Raw genomic sequence first — 12,720 nt, forward strand, 5'->3', positions numbered from 1 at the left:
TGGACCGCCACCGCGGCGTGCCCTGGACATCGACGGGCCGGGTGCCCGGCCCGTCATCGGCCGGGCACCCGGATCGGTGCGGGAGGGCACCCGGATCGGTGGGAGGGCTCAGCAGGCGATGGTGCCCCTGCGGAGGGCGTGGCCGCCGGTGTTGCTGTCGTCGGCCCAGTACACGGGCTTGGTGCCGGCGACGCATTCGTCCGCCCCGGCGAGAGCGAAGCCCTCGTTGTTGAGGTCGGCCATGCCGGTCGGACGGTTGAGGACGGCGGCGATGCCGAAGGTGCCGGCGGTGCCGATCTTCATGGTGCGGTGCTGGCCCCCGCACGTGTCGTCGCAGAGCACCCACAGCCGCGCGGCCTGCGGCTCCCACTGCAGCTCCATCACGCCCGCCATGCCGCTGCCGATCGTGGCGACCCGGGTGGCGGCGCCGCTGTCCTGGAGCACGAACCCGTAGACCGTGCCGGTGCCCTCCAGCCCGAGGAAGAAGACCCCGCCGGTGTGCGCGCCGTACCGGCCGGGGTCGTACGCGGCGCCGGTCGACTCGTCCTTGAAGCCCGCCGCGACGAGGGCGGCGTCCGGGATCCGGGTGATCGCCTCGAAGCCGAGGTTGGACCCCACCGCGGGCAGTCCGGCGGTCAGGTTCCACTCCTTGGCGGCGGTCAGGCTGCCGCCGGTGCCGGTGGCGACGTCGTAGCGCAGGACCGACAGGCGGCTCGTCCCGGAGGCGTCGCCGTTGCGCTCGGTCGCGACGTACGCGCCACCCGCGGCGCCCGCTTCGGTGAGGGTCACGGCCTCGCTGTCGGGGCTGCCCGAGCCGCCGGGGTAGCGCAGGGTCTTGCCGGAGGTCCAGCCGTTCGCCGTGTCCGGACGCCAGCCGCCGGAGCCGTCGCGGACCAGCCGCCACAGCTTGCCGGTGTTCTGGGCGCCCCACAGGACGGCGCCTTCCTGGTACAGGCCGCTGAGGTCCTCGCCGAAGACGTCGGTGCCGTCGGCCGTCGCCACCGAGCTGCCGCCGGGCCAGGCCACGGGGTTCGTCCCGCCCCCGGATCCGCAGTTGTTGGGCGCGCCGAGCGTGAGGGCCGCCTTGCCGAAGGCGCCGGTGCCGTCCGGACAGCGTGACCAGGAGGGGGCGGAGTGGCTGGTCCAGGTGTGGCTGTCGACCAGGGTGCTGCCGTTCGGCAGGTAGAGGCGGGCCTTGTCGCTGGAGCCGAGGCCGAACGCCGCGTCCACGTCGAACGCGCGGACCGCGCCCGGGGCGAGCGTCGTGCCGGCCGGGACCGTGAACTTGGAGCTCGCGTTGTCGTCCTTGAGGATCCAGCCCGAGATGTCGACCGTGGCCGCGCCCTTGTTGTACAGCTCGATCGAGTCGTCGACGCTGCCGGTCGTCACCACCTCGTTGATCCGGATGTCGTCGGCGGGGGCCGCGTGGGCGGCCGGCACGAGCAGTGCCGCGGCGGCGGCCAGCGTGGAGCCGGCGACGGCGGCGCGGCGGAGGGCGAGGCGACGACGCCCCCGGGGGGCGCATGCTTCGAACACGGGTGTCCGTCCTGAGAGGAGTGGCGGGAGACACGAGCGTCCCGGCCGCCACCGAACGCCGGTGAGCGCCGGACACGTCGTCGTGTGAACGCGGGCCGAACGGCAGACCACGGGCTCACCCGGCGCGGGTTCAGCCTCGCAGGCGGGGCCGGATCGTGCCAGAGTGCCGCCGCGACGACACCGCCGCCGTCGCTGCGGACCGCCCGGGCCGGCGTCAGCCGATCTCCACCACGCGGGCCCACGCCGGCGGCCGGTCGGGGACGTAGTGCGGATCCTCCTCGAGGAGGTTGCGGCGATGGCGAGGGGAGGGTGCTGCGGTGCGGGAGTGGGGAGGCAGGGGTACGCGAGCGGCGAGCCCCTGGGGTGGTCAGCTGATGACCGCGTGGCGCGGGCGCGCACTCCGGTGGCCGTCACGGTCACGACCGGAGTCGCGACCCCGGCGGCCGTGGCGAGAGCGGACCCGGCCGCGGTCCGCACCGTTGGATCCGGGTCCGGGCGGACCCGCGTCGAGCCCGGCGCGGAACAGCCCGTAGGCGATGCGCTGTTGCGCGGCCGCCTCCAGCGCGTCCCGCAGAGCGCCGCTGCGCAGGAGGGCGGCGGGCCCCAACAGCCCCTCCACGACGTCCAGCGCGCCGGAGGTGTCTCCGTGACGCAGGCGTTCGCGGATGCCGTCGAGACACTCCGGCTCGCGGTGGGCCGTGTCGATGGCCTGGAGGCAGGGGAGCGGGGTGCCGGTCAGCTCCGCCAGCAGCTCCTCGCGGCGGATCTCGACCGGATCGTGGTCCAGGGCCGCGAGGACGCCGTCGACCAGACCGATCCGGTGCCGGTCTCCCCGGCACTCCACCACGTGCGGCTGCCCCGCCCGGTCCGGCCGTCGGGCCGGTCGGCCCGGTGCACGGTCCGGTACGAGCGCGGCGGCGACGAGCGGATGCAGTTGTCCGGGCTCGATCTGCGCGGCTCGGAGCAGTTCCAGGTCGGGCAGCACCCAGGTCGCGGCATCGGGCAGGACCGGCAGCGCGGAGCCGTCACCGCCCTGAGCGGTCGCGGTGGCGCTCCGTACGGAGACCAGGCCGAAGCCGTCCGGTCCCTCGGCCACTTCCAGCAACAGCCGGCTGCGGGCCCCGAGCCGGACGATGACGGTCCCGTCCCCCGCACCCGCACCCCGTCCGCCCCACCCGAACCAGAGGTTTTCCGCGGCACCGGCGTGAACCACTCCCGCTGCGGCCGCTTCGCCCCCGCCCGACGGTGACGACGGGTGGCCGGGCCGAGGCGGGGTGGAACCCGGGGGCAGTCGACGTCGTTGGGGAGAGACGAGTGATCGTCCAATCACAGGAAGGGACAAGGACCACCCATGCCGCGCCAAGCCGCCGCACCCGAAACGCCGCTGACCCTCGACCGCCGTACCGGACCGCACGGAGAAGTCGTGCTGCGCCGCCGCGGGGGGACGTACGAGATCATCGTCAACGGCTGTTTCCTGATGGACACTTCCGACGGGCGTTCCGAACGCCTCCTGATCGACGCCGCCCTCGCCCGGACGACGGCCGCCGCGCCGTCGGTCCTGATCGGCGGGCTCGGTGTGGGCTTCTCCCTCGCCCATGCCGCCGCGCAGCCGCGCTGGTCCCGGATCGTCGTCGCCGAACGCGAGGGCGGCATCATCGACTGGCACCGCGCCGGGCCGCTGCGCGAATTCTCGGAGGCGGCCCTGGCCGATCCGCGGGTCGCCGTCCTGCACACCGACCTCAACGTCCATCTGCACACGGCCGACGAGCGGTACGACGCGCTCTGCCTCGACATCGACAACGGCCCCGACTGGACCGTGACCGAGGACAACGACAGCCTGTACTCCCCGGCCGGTCTCGCGGCCTGCCGTACCCGCCTGACGCCCGGCGGGATCCTCGCCATCTGGTCGGCGCAGCCCTCCCCCGCCTTCGAGGACGCCCTGCGCCGAGCCGGGTTCGAGGACGTACACACGCAGGAGGTGCCGGTCGCCCGCGGCGTCCCCGACGCCGTCCACCTCGCCCGCAACCCCGCCTGACCGGCCCACCGTCTCACGCGTACGGCCCGCCCCGGGATGCAGGGCGGGGCAGTGCGGTGAAGCCTGGTGGCGTCCCGGTGGCGGGTCGGCGCGAGAGGCGGACGAGGCATGGTGACACCAGTGACTCGGATTCCGCTGGCCGGTGGTGGCTCGATTCTGGTCGAACAACCGGGTGCCGTGTGGGACGGCCCGGTGAAGGCCGGCCGCATGGGCGATGCCGTGCGCGAGTTGCCGGTGACGCTGGAGGCCGCACTGGAGCCGGTCACGTCGGCCGCGCGCACCGCCCTCGATCAGTTGCGCAAGGCCTGCCCCGATCAGATCACCATCGAGTTCGGGATCGACCTCGCATTCGAAGCCGGGGCGGTGATCACCAAGAGCCAGGCCGGTTGCCACTTGCGGGTGACCGTGTCCTGGACCGGTGACAGCGCCGTTCACCGGCGTACAGAGCCGACTGGGAGTTGATCGTGGTGACCGGTACGGGGAAGGACGGCAGCGGCGGTCCCTCGTGGGATCTACTCGCGGCGGTGACCCGGATCGTCGCCCCGGACGGCACCGTGACCGGGGCGGGCTTCCTCGTCGCAGACAATGTGGTGGTCACGTGTGCGCACGTCGTCGAGGCGGCAGGGAGCGGCCCTGGTGGCACTATTCTGCTGGATTTCCCCCACGTCGAGGGCGCTGAACGCCTGGAGGGGCACGTCCCGGTCGATCTGTGGCGTGCCGTCGAGAGGGAGGACGTGGCATTCATCCGGCTCGTCCGGGCGCCGGCCGGTGCGCGGACGCTGCCGCTCGGTTCCGCGGAGGGGTGCAGAGGCCACCAGGTGGTCTCCTTCGGGTTCCCCGCACAGGCCCCGCCGGAGGGGCACTTCGGTTTCGGTGTCGCGGGCGATCTGCTGCCGGGCGCCCAGGGCCGGAGTACCCTCCTGCAGCTGACCGCCGCGAACGACCTCACCACCGGCTTCAGCGGAGGTCCCGTTCTCGACGAGATGACCTCCCGGGTCGTCGGCATCGTGACCGAGATCGCCGCGCCCGACCAGTTCGAGCGGGGCCAGGGCGTCGCGTACGTCACACCGACGCAGGTGCTGCGAGAGGTGCTGCCGGAGCTGACGGAGCATGGCGTCTGCCCGTACCGGGGCCTGGAGCCGTTCACCGAGGAGCACGCCCGGTGGTTCCGGGGCCGGGAGGACGCGGTCCGGCAGGTCGTGACCAACCTGGCCCGCCAGCAGCGGCTGACGTTGCTCCTGGGGCCATCGGGATCGGGCAAGTCGTCGCTGATCCAGGCCGGGGTACTGCGCGCACTGGCAGAGGGCAAGGTACCGGGCAGTGACAGCTGGCTGACCGTGCTCGCGCGGCCGCGACAGGACCTGGCGGTGGAGATCGAGCGTGCGGGGCTGGCCGGGGCCGGCGCGGAGGGGATCGGCGCGGCCGTTTCCCGGCAGCTCGCGGGCGGATCCGAGCACCAGCGCATCCTGCTGGTCATCGACCAGTTCGAGGAGCTCTTCACCCAGGCGGCCGACGGCGACCGGACGGTCGACGGCCGGCGGGCCGACCATACGGTCCTCACGGACCAGATCGTCGAAGCGGTCGACTCCCACACCGGGCTCAGCGTGATCCTGGTCATGCGCGACGACTTCTACCCCCAGCTGGCTGCCTTCGCCCCCGGTCTGCTGGAAAGGGCAACACCGGGACTCCTCAACGTGCCCGGTACCTTGAGCCACCGGGACCTGGAGGACATCATCACCCTCCCCGCCCGTGACGTGGGCCTCCGATTCCAGCCGGGGCTGCCGGAGCAGATCGTCACCGACGTCCTTGCCTCCACTCCGGAGGAGGAGCCCACCCGGCAGGCGTCCGTGACCGTGCTCCCGCTGCTGGAGCTCACCCTCAGCCAGTTGTGGCTCCGCCGAGAGGACGGGTACCTCACCCACGAGGCCTACCGGCAGATCGGAGCGGTCAGCGGCAGCCTGACCACCTGGTGCGACAGCGCCCTTGACGAACTCTCCGCCGGTCAACGACCGGTCGCCCGCCGCATCCTGACCTCGCTGGTGCACCCCGCCGACCCCAGCCGCCGTATTCCGCCCATCCGCGCGCAGGTCCCGCTCGGTGAACTGCGCGAACTGGCAGCGGACCCCGACGGGGCTGCCGGCAATGACATCGACGGCGTCCTCGCCGTGCTCACGCGCCACCGGATCATCACCACCCAGACACTCCGCGACCCTCGGGCCCCCGACGGACCTCCCGGCGAGCCGGTGGCCGAACTGATCCATGACGCACTCATCCGCGACTGGGGCACGCTGCGCGACTGGGTGCGGCAAGACCGACGTTTCCACGAATGGCTGGACGCGACGAGGGAACGGCAGGTCCGGTGGGCGGACAAGGCCGACCAGGGCGACCTGCTCGGGGGCACGGCCCTGGCAGAAGGTCTCGAGCTGTCGCAGAAACACCGCCTCCCGGGCGACATCTCGGCCTTCCTCACCGCCAGCCGAGACCGCCAACGGGCCGCCATTCGGCGCAGCAGACGGCTCAACACGATCCTGGCCACCCTGCTCGCCCTCGCCCTCGTCGCGGCGGGCGGCGCCTTCTGGCAGTGGCGGGCCGCGGTCACGGAACGTCAGGCGGCCCAGTCCCGCCAACTCGCCGCCCAATCCGGCAATCTCATTGCCTCGAACCCCGAACTCGCCTCGCTCCTGGCCGTCCAGGCGTATCGCACCAGCCACACGTCCGAAGCCGTGGAAAGCGTGAACAACGCCGCCATGCTTCCGCGTCACCGACGCCTGTCGGGCCACGCCTACAACGTGTACGCGGTGGCGTTCAGCCCCGACGGACGCACTCTCGCCAGCGGGAGCTCCGACGCCACCGTACGGCTGTGGGACACGACCACTGGAAAGTCCCGCGCCACACTGGACCACGGGGATCTCGCCGTGGTCTCCCTGACATTCAGTCCTAACGGCCGCATCCTCGCCACCGGCAGCAACGAGGGGCCCGTCCGGTTGTGGGACGTGCCCGGCCGAAAGCCCCTCGCCACGCTCACCGGGCATACCAAACAGGTGAATTCGGTGGCCTTCAGCGCCGACGGACTCACCCTGGCCACCGGCAGCAACGACACGACCGTGCGGCTGTGGGACACGACCACGCGAAAGTCCCGCGCCATCCTGCGCGAGCACACCGACATCGTCCGCACGGTGGCGTTCAGCCCCGACGGCCAGACCCTCGCCACCGGCGGCGACGACACGACCGCGCGCCTGTGGGACACCGATTCCGGAAGCAGCCTCAGGAAACTGCCCGAGCAGGAAGGCAGCGTAGGGGCGGTGCTGTTCAGCCCCGACGGTCGCACCCTCGTCACCGAGAACGGCGACGGGTCGCTGGGGCTGTGGGACGTGGCCAGCGGAAAGGCACGCAGCACGTTCTACGCGAGGGTCAACTCCATGGCGCTCAGCCCTGACGGAACGATGCTCGCCACCGGCAGTCCCGAGCACAGCGTGCAGGTGTGGGATGTGACGACCGGAGCGGTCCGCGCCACTCTCCTCGGCCACACGAACGAGGTGACATCGGTGGCGTTCAGCCCCGACGGACGCACCCTAGCGTCCGGCAGTCACGACAGCACCGCGCGGCTGTGGGACGTGGCTGACCGCACCGTTCTGACGGGACACACCGGCGCGGTGCTGGCCGTTGCCTTCAGTCCCGACAGCCGCACTCTGGCCACCGGCGGCGCCGAGGGGACGATCAAGCTGTGGGACGTGGCCGGCGGCAAACCCCGCAGGACGCTGAAGCTCGACAGCACTGTGCTGGCGTTGGCTTTCAGTCCCGACGGAAAGACCCTCGCAACCGGCGGCTGGGGCAGCGCCGTGCAGCTGTGGGACGTGGCCGGCGGCACGGTCCGCACCACGTTGAACGTGCCCACGGACAAGGTGAACGCGGTGGCGTTCACCCCCGACGGGAACAGCCTCGCGACCGCCAACTCCGACGGGGTCGCAGCACTGTGGAACATCGCGACCAGGAAGGTCACCACCGTGATGGGCGAGCACACCACCTTCCTGACCTCTCTGGCGATCAGCGCCGACGGCCGCACCCTGGTCACCGGCAGCGGCGACCGCACCGCGAGACTGTGGGACGTGGCAACGGGCAAGGCCCTCAGAACCCTCTCCGGGCACACCGACCGGGTGACCTCGGTGGCCTTCGGCCCGGACGGACACACCGTGGTCACCGGCAGTTACGACCGCACCGTGCGGCTCTGGGACGCGACGACCGGCAAGACCCGCGGCACGCTGATCGGGCACAACAGCGAGGTCGACTCGGTGACGTTCGGCCCCGACGGCCGCACGGTGGCCACCAGTGGCAGCGAGGGGACCGTACGGCTCTGGGACACCGGCTCGGGCAAGACCCTCACCACGCTGATCGGACACTCCGATGAGGTGTGGTCGGTGGTGTTCAGCCCCAACGGCCGCACCATCGCCTCCGGCAGCATGGACATGACCGCCCGGCTGTGGAACGTGGCCGTCCCGTCACCCGCCGCGGCCATCAAGAAGATCTGCCAGTCCGTCGATCGCGACCTCACCCCGGCGGAACGCACGGCGTATCTGCGGGGCCAGTCCGGCGACCCCGTCTGCACAGCGGACTGAAGACGTCTGCGGTGCGCGGCCGATGTCCCTCGTGGGCGGCGAAGCGGTGCGGTGGCGGGCCTAGCGCGTACCCAGGCCGCGGTCGGCCGGCACGTCCGCCGAGGCCGTAAAGCGGTGGACAGGGCGGCTGGGCTGGGCGAACATCTCCGCGATGAACAACGAAACTCTCTGCGCCCCCCGACGCATCCGCTTCGTCGAGCTCAACGCGAAGGCCCTGCGGGCGCTTGCCGACGGCGACCTCGCCGGCGGCAGCGCCGAGGCCGGGGTCGCCCTCGACGAGCACTTCGTCAGCGACCGGGCCCGCTGGATCTTCGACTACCGCGCCAAGCAGCTCGCCGCGGACCCGTCCGCCGCGCCCTGGCTCACGCGGGCAGCGGTGTCGGAGCCGGACGGGACGGTCGTCGGCGACGCCGGGTTCCACGGTCCGCCGGACGAGTCGGGCATGGTCGAGGTCGGCTTCACGGTCGTGCCCGGCCACCGCCGCCGGGGGTACGCCCGCAGCATGCTGAGGGCACTCCTCGTCAGGGCCGCCTCCGAGCCCGGCGTCAGCACCGTGCGGGCCCGCATAAGGTCCGACAACGCCGCCTCCCTGGCCACCATCGCGGGCTTCGGTTTCACCCGCGTCGGCGAGCAGGGCAACGAGACCGACGGGATCGTGTTCGTCTTCGAGATCCCCGCAGCCGCGCTTCCGACGGCATAGCGCACCACCTCGGCGGACCGTAGGCCGTGCGCCGGTGCCACCGCGCGGATCGCGGCGGCCGGCGGTCTACCGGGGTGGTGCGAGCGCGAAGACCGTGCCCCTCGACGAGGTGCTGTACACCGTGCCGTCCTGCACGATCAGCGTGTTCCAGAAGCCGGGGTCGCAGGCCACGGTCTTCTGCGGGTCCCTGCGCCGGGCACTGCGCCAGATTTCGCGTCCCGGTCCCAGTACGGAGTCGTCGCCGCCCACGTAGCCCTCGACGAGCAACGCGTTCGACTCGGGGACCACCCGAAGGGTGTCGTATGCGGTGAACTGCCGGGTCCACAAGGTGTCTCCGGACCGTGCGTGCCGCGCGCGCAGCCCGCTGCCCGTGTCACCGGTCGCCGTGAACAGGGTGTCCCCCCATCACGGAAGCCCCGCTGAAGGTGGCGTCCGTGCGGCGCCGCTGCCAGCGGAACTTCCCGGTACTCGTGTCCACGGCGAGCAGCGTGCCCGAAGGACGCTCCTCGCCCCCTGTCGGCGTGTCCCGCCGCATGAGGTACGCGAGGCCGGTGGCGGGCGCGACCCCCATGAGTTCGTGGCCGTCGCCGCTGCCTCCGGCCGCCAGGGATCCGACCTTGCCGGTGGCGCCGTCGAACCGCAGGACGCCCGCCTCTCCCTCGCACAGGACGTCCGGCCCGGTGGCGGCGGCTCGTGTACGACGTTCCAGGCGATCGCGTACCCGGACTCGGCCTCGAACGGGCTGCGGCCCGTCGCCGCGTAGGCGAGCACCGAACCGAGCGCGAACACGTCGGCGGCCCGGCCGGTCTCCTTCGGCGTACGGAACTGTTCGGGCGCCGTGAACGGCGGGGTCCCGATGACCACACCCGTCCGCGTGAGGGCGTCCGAGTCGGCGGCGCGGGAGATGCCGAAGTCGATGACCCGCGGGCCGTCGTCAGCCAGCAGGATGTTGCCGGGCTTGAGGTCCCGGTGGACGAGCCCGGCCCGGTGGATGTCGCGCAGCGCCACCGTGGCATCCGTGGGGCTAGTATATGGAAATGGTTTCCATTATCGATATGGAGCAGCAGAGAAAGGCAGGAATCGCCATGTCCGCAGCCCGCTGTCAACTGACCGGCGCCGAGCCGGGGTTCGGCAACTCGATCTCCCACTCCCACCGGCGCACGTCGCGGCGCTTCGACCCGAACATCCAGCGCAAGCGCTACTGGCTCGCCGGCGAGGGGCGCCACGTCCGCCTGACGTTGAGCGCCAGGGCGATCAAGACGGTCGACGCCATCGGCATCGAGGCCGCCGTGGCGCGGATCCGGGCGCGGGGAGTGAAGGTCTGATGGCGAAGAAGAGCAAGATCGCGCGGAACGAGAAGCGCAAGGAGGTCGTCGCGCGGTACTCCGCACGGCGGGCCGAGCTGAAGGAGGTCACCCGCCGCCCCTCGTCCACCGAGGCCGAGCGGCGCGGCGCGCTGACGGAGCTGCGCGGCCAGCCGCGCGACGCCAGCGCCACGCGCGTGCGCAATCGCGACGCGGTGGACGGCCGCCCGCGCGGCTACTTGCGGAAGTTCGGACTCTCCCGCGTGCGCGCCAGGCAGCAGGCCCACGCCGGCTTCCTCCCGGGCGTCACCAAGTCCTCCTGGTAGCCCGCCCGGCCGACGCTCCGCCCGGGCCCAAGCGCCCCGCCGCACGGATCCGGCGGGGCGCTTGGGCCGTACCGGCAGGCGGCCGCCCTCTCGGGCAGCCGGCCCGGGGGCGACCAACCCCACGGAAGGCCGGCCCCGCAGAAGGCCGCCGAGCCCCACCATCCCCTCACTATTGAAAATGATGGTCGTTTTCATGTAGGCTCACGCCGAACGCACCGACACCCCAGGAGATTCCGATGGCCGTCCCCAAGCGGAAGATGTCCCGCAGCAACACCCGCCACCGCCGGGCCCAGTGGAAGGCCACGACCCCGCAGCTCGTCGCGGTCACGGTGGACGGGGTCGTGCACCGGGTTCCGCAGCGACTGGTGAGGGCGTACGAGCGGGGCCTGCTGCACGCCGAGGACTGATCCGGCGGAGCCGCCCGAACGCGCACTCCCCTGCCGGTCACCGTCCGGCCCGGCCCCGCCGTGCAGGACACCCGTACAGCCGTTGAACACGCTTCCCGTCATCGAAGGCCGAGGCCATGGCACGTAACGAAGTACGCCCGATCATCAAGCTCCGCTCCACCGCCGGCACCGGCTACACGTACGTCACCCGCAAGAACCGGCGGAACGACCCCGACCGCATGGTGCTGCGGAAGTTCGACCCGGTGGTGCGGCGCCACGTGGACTTCCGCGAAGAGCGCTGACCCCCGGCCGGCGCTGCGCGCGCCGTCCCCCCGAGAACACCCCCAGAGAAAGCCGCCCCACCCCATGAAGCCTGGAATCCACCCCGCCTACGGGCCGGTCGTCTTCCGCGACAAGGCCGCCGACTTCGCCTTCCTGACCCGCTCGACCGCCACCGGCGACAAGACCGTCGAGTGGGAGGACGGCAACACCTACCCGGTCATCGACGTCGAGATCTCCTCCGCGAGCCACCCCTTCTACACCGGCACCGCCCGCGTCCTGGACACCGCCGGCCGCGTCGAGCGCTTCGAGCGCCGCTACGGAGGTCGCAGGTGACCCTCCCCGTCGTGATCGTCGGCGGCATGCACCGCGACGCCCGCAAGGAGACCGTCGAGCACCTGCTGCGCGCGGTGCCGGGCAGCATCGCCCTGCACCACGACCTGTCCGCGGCCGCCGGCGGCGCCGTGCTGCGCACGCTGCGCGATTCCGGGGGCGCGATATCCGCCGACGAGACTCCGCTCGTCAACGACTGCGCCTGCTGCGCCCTGCGCGAGGACCTCGTCCCGGAGCTGGAACGGCTGGCGGCCGGCGGGCTCACCCGCCTGGCCGTGGTCGAACTCTGGGACTCGGTCGAGCCCCGGGCGATGGCCGAAGTCGTCGCCGCCCACTCCGGTGACAATCTCGAACTCACCAATGTCATCACGGCCGTTGACCCGGCCCTCGCGCTGCCCTGCCTCGGCAACGGAGACGACCTCGCCGAAGCCGGACTCGCCGCGGCAGCCACCGACCGGCGGACCGTCGGCGACACGTGGGCCCGGCAGCTCGAATACGCGCCGGTCCTCGCCGTCGCCGACAGCGAGGAGGCCGACGACGAGGACCGCGCCCTCCTCGCCCAACTCCACCCGACGGCCCGTCAAGTCCCGACCGGTTCCAGCGAACTCACGCGCCTGGCCTTCGCCGGCTTCGACGTGGAGACGGCCGCCGCCGCCCAGCATCCCGCATGCGCGCTGCTCCCCCAGGACGCCGACGAGGCCGGCGTCGCCACGCTGGTCTGGCAGCGCCGCCGGCCGTTCCACCCCGAGCGGCTCTACCAGGCCCTGGAAGACCTGACCTGCGCCGCGGCCCGCAGCCGCGGCCGGTTCTGGCTCGCCGACCGCCCCGACACCCTCCTCGCCTGGGACGCCGCCGGTGGCGCGCTGTGCGTGGAGAACGCGGGACCCTGGCTGGCCTCGCTCCCCGACGCCGCCTGGGAGCTGGTCCCCGCCATGCGCCGGGCCGCGGCGGCCCTCGACTGGGACCCCGAGCACGGCGACTGCTGCCAGCACCTGGTCTTCACCTCTCCCGGCCTCGACCGCGACGGGATCGAACAGCTCCTGGAGTCATGCCTGTTGACCGAGGCGGAGTACACGGCCGGGCGGGAGGCGTGGAAGGAGCTCCCCGCCGCCTTCGCCCCGCTGCTCGACCCCGTGTCCTGACCCGTACGACCCGTAGGACTTGGACGAACCGGGCTACTTGGACGACCCGGGCGCCCCGTAGAACCC

General features: G+C 72.4%; 13 protein-coding genes and 2 pseudogenes. 11 read left to right on the forward strand and 4 right to left on the reverse strand.

Going from position 1 to position 12,720, the window contains the following annotated elements:
* Window positions 1-108 precede the first annotated feature (108 nt).
* Both OG764_RS03570 and OG764_RS03575 read right to left on the reverse strand, forming a co-directional pair.
* Complete coding sequence (locus tag OG764_RS03570; RefSeq protein WP_328966901.1) at window positions 109-1,536, reverse strand: lamin tail domain-containing protein; 1,428 nt, start codon at window positions 1,534-1,536, stop codon at window positions 109-111.
* A gap of 367 nt (window positions 1,537-1,903) precedes the next feature.
* Window positions 1,904-2,701, reverse strand: a pseudogene (locus OG764_RS03575) (hypothetical protein); the annotation flags it as partial.
* Between the two features lie 186 nt (window positions 2,702-2,887).
* Between OG764_RS03575 and OG764_RS03580 the strand changes: the two are divergent.
* From OG764_RS03580 to OG764_RS03595, 4 genes are all read left to right on the forward strand, one after another.
* Window positions 2,888-3,571, forward strand: coding sequence for a spermidine synthase (locus OG764_RS03580; protein ID WP_328966902.1), 684 nt, complete (start codon window positions 2,888-2,890; stop codon window positions 3,569-3,571).
* Between the two features lie 108 nt (window positions 3,572-3,679).
* The gene (locus OG764_RS03585; protein ID WP_328966903.1) at window positions 3,680-4,033 is read left to right on the forward strand and encodes a CU044_2847 family protein; all 354 of its coding nucleotides are present in this window, start codon (window positions 3,680-3,682) and stop codon (window positions 4,031-4,033) included.
* A 2-nt stretch (window positions 4,034-4,035) separates the two neighbouring features.
* Window positions 4,036-8,184 carry an nSTAND1 domain-containing NTPase gene (locus OG764_RS03590; protein ID WP_328966904.1) on the forward strand — a complete coding sequence of 1,383 codons (4,149 nt, stop codon included), beginning with the start codon at window positions 4,036-4,038 and terminating at the stop codon, window positions 8,182-8,184.
* A 151-nt stretch (window positions 8,185-8,335) separates the two neighbouring features.
* The gene (locus OG764_RS03595) at window positions 8,336-8,884 is read left to right on the forward strand and encodes a GNAT family N-acetyltransferase (RefSeq protein WP_328966905.1); all 549 of its coding nucleotides are present in this window, start codon (window positions 8,336-8,338) and stop codon (window positions 8,882-8,884) included.
* 66 nt (window positions 8,885-8,950) lie between these two features.
* Here OG764_RS03595 and OG764_RS03600 read toward each other — a convergent pair whose 3' ends face one another.
* Window positions 8,951-9,211, reverse strand: a complete 261-nt coding sequence (locus OG764_RS03600; RefSeq protein ID WP_328966906.1) for a hypothetical protein — start codon at window positions 9,209-9,211, stop codon at window positions 8,951-8,953.
* Window positions 9,212-9,461: 250 nt separating this feature from the next.
* Between OG764_RS03600 and OG764_RS03605 the strand changes: the two genes are divergently transcribed.
* Window positions 9,462-9,647, forward strand: a complete 186-nt coding sequence (locus OG764_RS03605) for a hypothetical protein (protein WP_328973300.1) — start codon at window positions 9,462-9,464, stop codon at window positions 9,645-9,647.
* Here the strand turns inward: OG764_RS03605 and OG764_RS03610 are convergent.
* A pseudogene (locus OG764_RS03610) lies at window positions 9,569-9,889 on the reverse strand (protein kinase domain-containing protein); the annotation flags it as partial. The gene OG764_RS03605 and the pseudogene OG764_RS03610 overlap by 79 nt on opposite strands.
* An 80-nt stretch (window positions 9,890-9,969) precedes the next feature.
* Here OG764_RS03610 and rpmB point away from each other — a divergent pair.
* The 6 genes from rpmB to OG764_RS03640 all read left to right on the forward strand — a co-directional run bounded on the left by rpmB (window position 9,970) and on the right by OG764_RS03640 (window position 12,654).
* Window positions 9,970-10,209, forward strand: coding sequence for a 50S ribosomal protein L28 (gene rpmB / locus OG764_RS03615; RefSeq protein ID WP_328972863.1), 240 nt, complete (start codon window positions 9,970-9,972; stop codon window positions 10,207-10,209).
* Entirely contained in the window at window positions 10,209-10,514 is a 306-nt protein-coding gene (rpsN, locus tag OG764_RS03620) for a 30S ribosomal protein S14 (RefSeq protein ID WP_328966907.1), read from the forward strand. The genes rpmB and rpsN overlap by 1 nt, the downstream gene beginning before the upstream one ends.
* A 236-nt stretch (window positions 10,515-10,750) precedes the next feature.
* A complete protein-coding gene (rpmF, locus tag OG764_RS03625; RefSeq protein WP_328966908.1) occupies window positions 10,751-10,921 on the forward strand; it encodes a 50S ribosomal protein L32 in 171 nt (56 codons plus the stop codon).
* 116 nt (window positions 10,922-11,037) lie between these two features.
* The gene (gene rpmG / locus OG764_RS03630) at window positions 11,038-11,202 is read left to right on the forward strand and encodes a 50S ribosomal protein L33 (RefSeq protein ID WP_007267663.1); all 165 of its coding nucleotides are present in this window, start codon (window positions 11,038-11,040) and stop codon (window positions 11,200-11,202) included.
* A 64-nt stretch (window positions 11,203-11,266) separates the two neighbouring features.
* Window positions 11,267-11,515 carry a type B 50S ribosomal protein L31 gene (locus tag OG764_RS03635; RefSeq protein ID WP_328966909.1) on the forward strand — a complete coding sequence of 83 codons (249 nt, stop codon included), beginning with the start codon at window positions 11,267-11,269 and terminating at the stop codon, window positions 11,513-11,515.
* A gap of 26 nt (window positions 11,516-11,541) precedes the next feature.
* On the forward strand, window positions 11,542-12,654 hold the full coding sequence (locus OG764_RS03640; protein WP_328972864.1) for a CobW family GTP-binding protein: 1,113 nt from the start codon (window positions 11,542-11,544) through the stop codon (window positions 12,652-12,654).
* Window positions 12,655-12,720: the final 66 nt, after the last annotated feature.

The sequence above is a fragment of the Streptomyces sp. NBC_00239 genome, from assembly GCF_036194065.1.
Classification (GTDB): Bacteria; Actinomycetota; Actinomycetes; order Streptomycetales; family Streptomycetaceae; genus Streptomyces.

Bases quoted from the DNA above. Each gene is read 5' to 3' on its own strand.
- OG764_RS03580 (WP_328966902.1), top strand. From the start codon at position 2,888: ATGCCGCGCCAAGCCGCCGCACCCGAAACGCCGCTGACCCTCGACCGC.
- OG764_RS03585 (WP_328966903.1), top strand. From the start codon at position 3,680: ATGGTGACACCAGTGACTCGGATTCCGCTGGCCGGTGGTGGCTCGATT.
- OG764_RS03595 (WP_328966905.1), top strand. From the start codon at position 8,336: ATGAACAACGAAACTCTCTGCGCCCCCCGACGCATCCGCTTCGTCGAG.
- rpmB (WP_328972863.1), top strand. From the start codon at position 9,970: ATGTCCGCAGCCCGCTGTCAACTGACCGGCGCCGAGCCGGGGTTCGGC.
- rpsN (WP_328966907.1), top strand. From the start codon at position 10,209: ATGGCGAAGAAGAGCAAGATCGCGCGGAACGAGAAGCGCAAGGAGGTC.
- rpmF (WP_328966908.1), top strand. From the start codon at position 10,751: ATGGCCGTCCCCAAGCGGAAGATGTCCCGCAGCAACACCCGCCACCGC.
- rpmG (WP_007267663.1), top strand. From the start codon at position 11,038: ATGGCACGTAACGAAGTACGCCCGATCATCAAGCTCCGCTCCACCGCC.
- OG764_RS03635 (WP_328966909.1), top strand. From the start codon at position 11,267: ATGAAGCCTGGAATCCACCCCGCCTACGGGCCGGTCGTCTTCCGCGAC.
- OG764_RS03640 (WP_328972864.1), top strand. From the start codon at position 11,542: ATGCACCGCGACGCCCGCAAGGAGACCGTCGAGCACCTGCTGCGCGCG.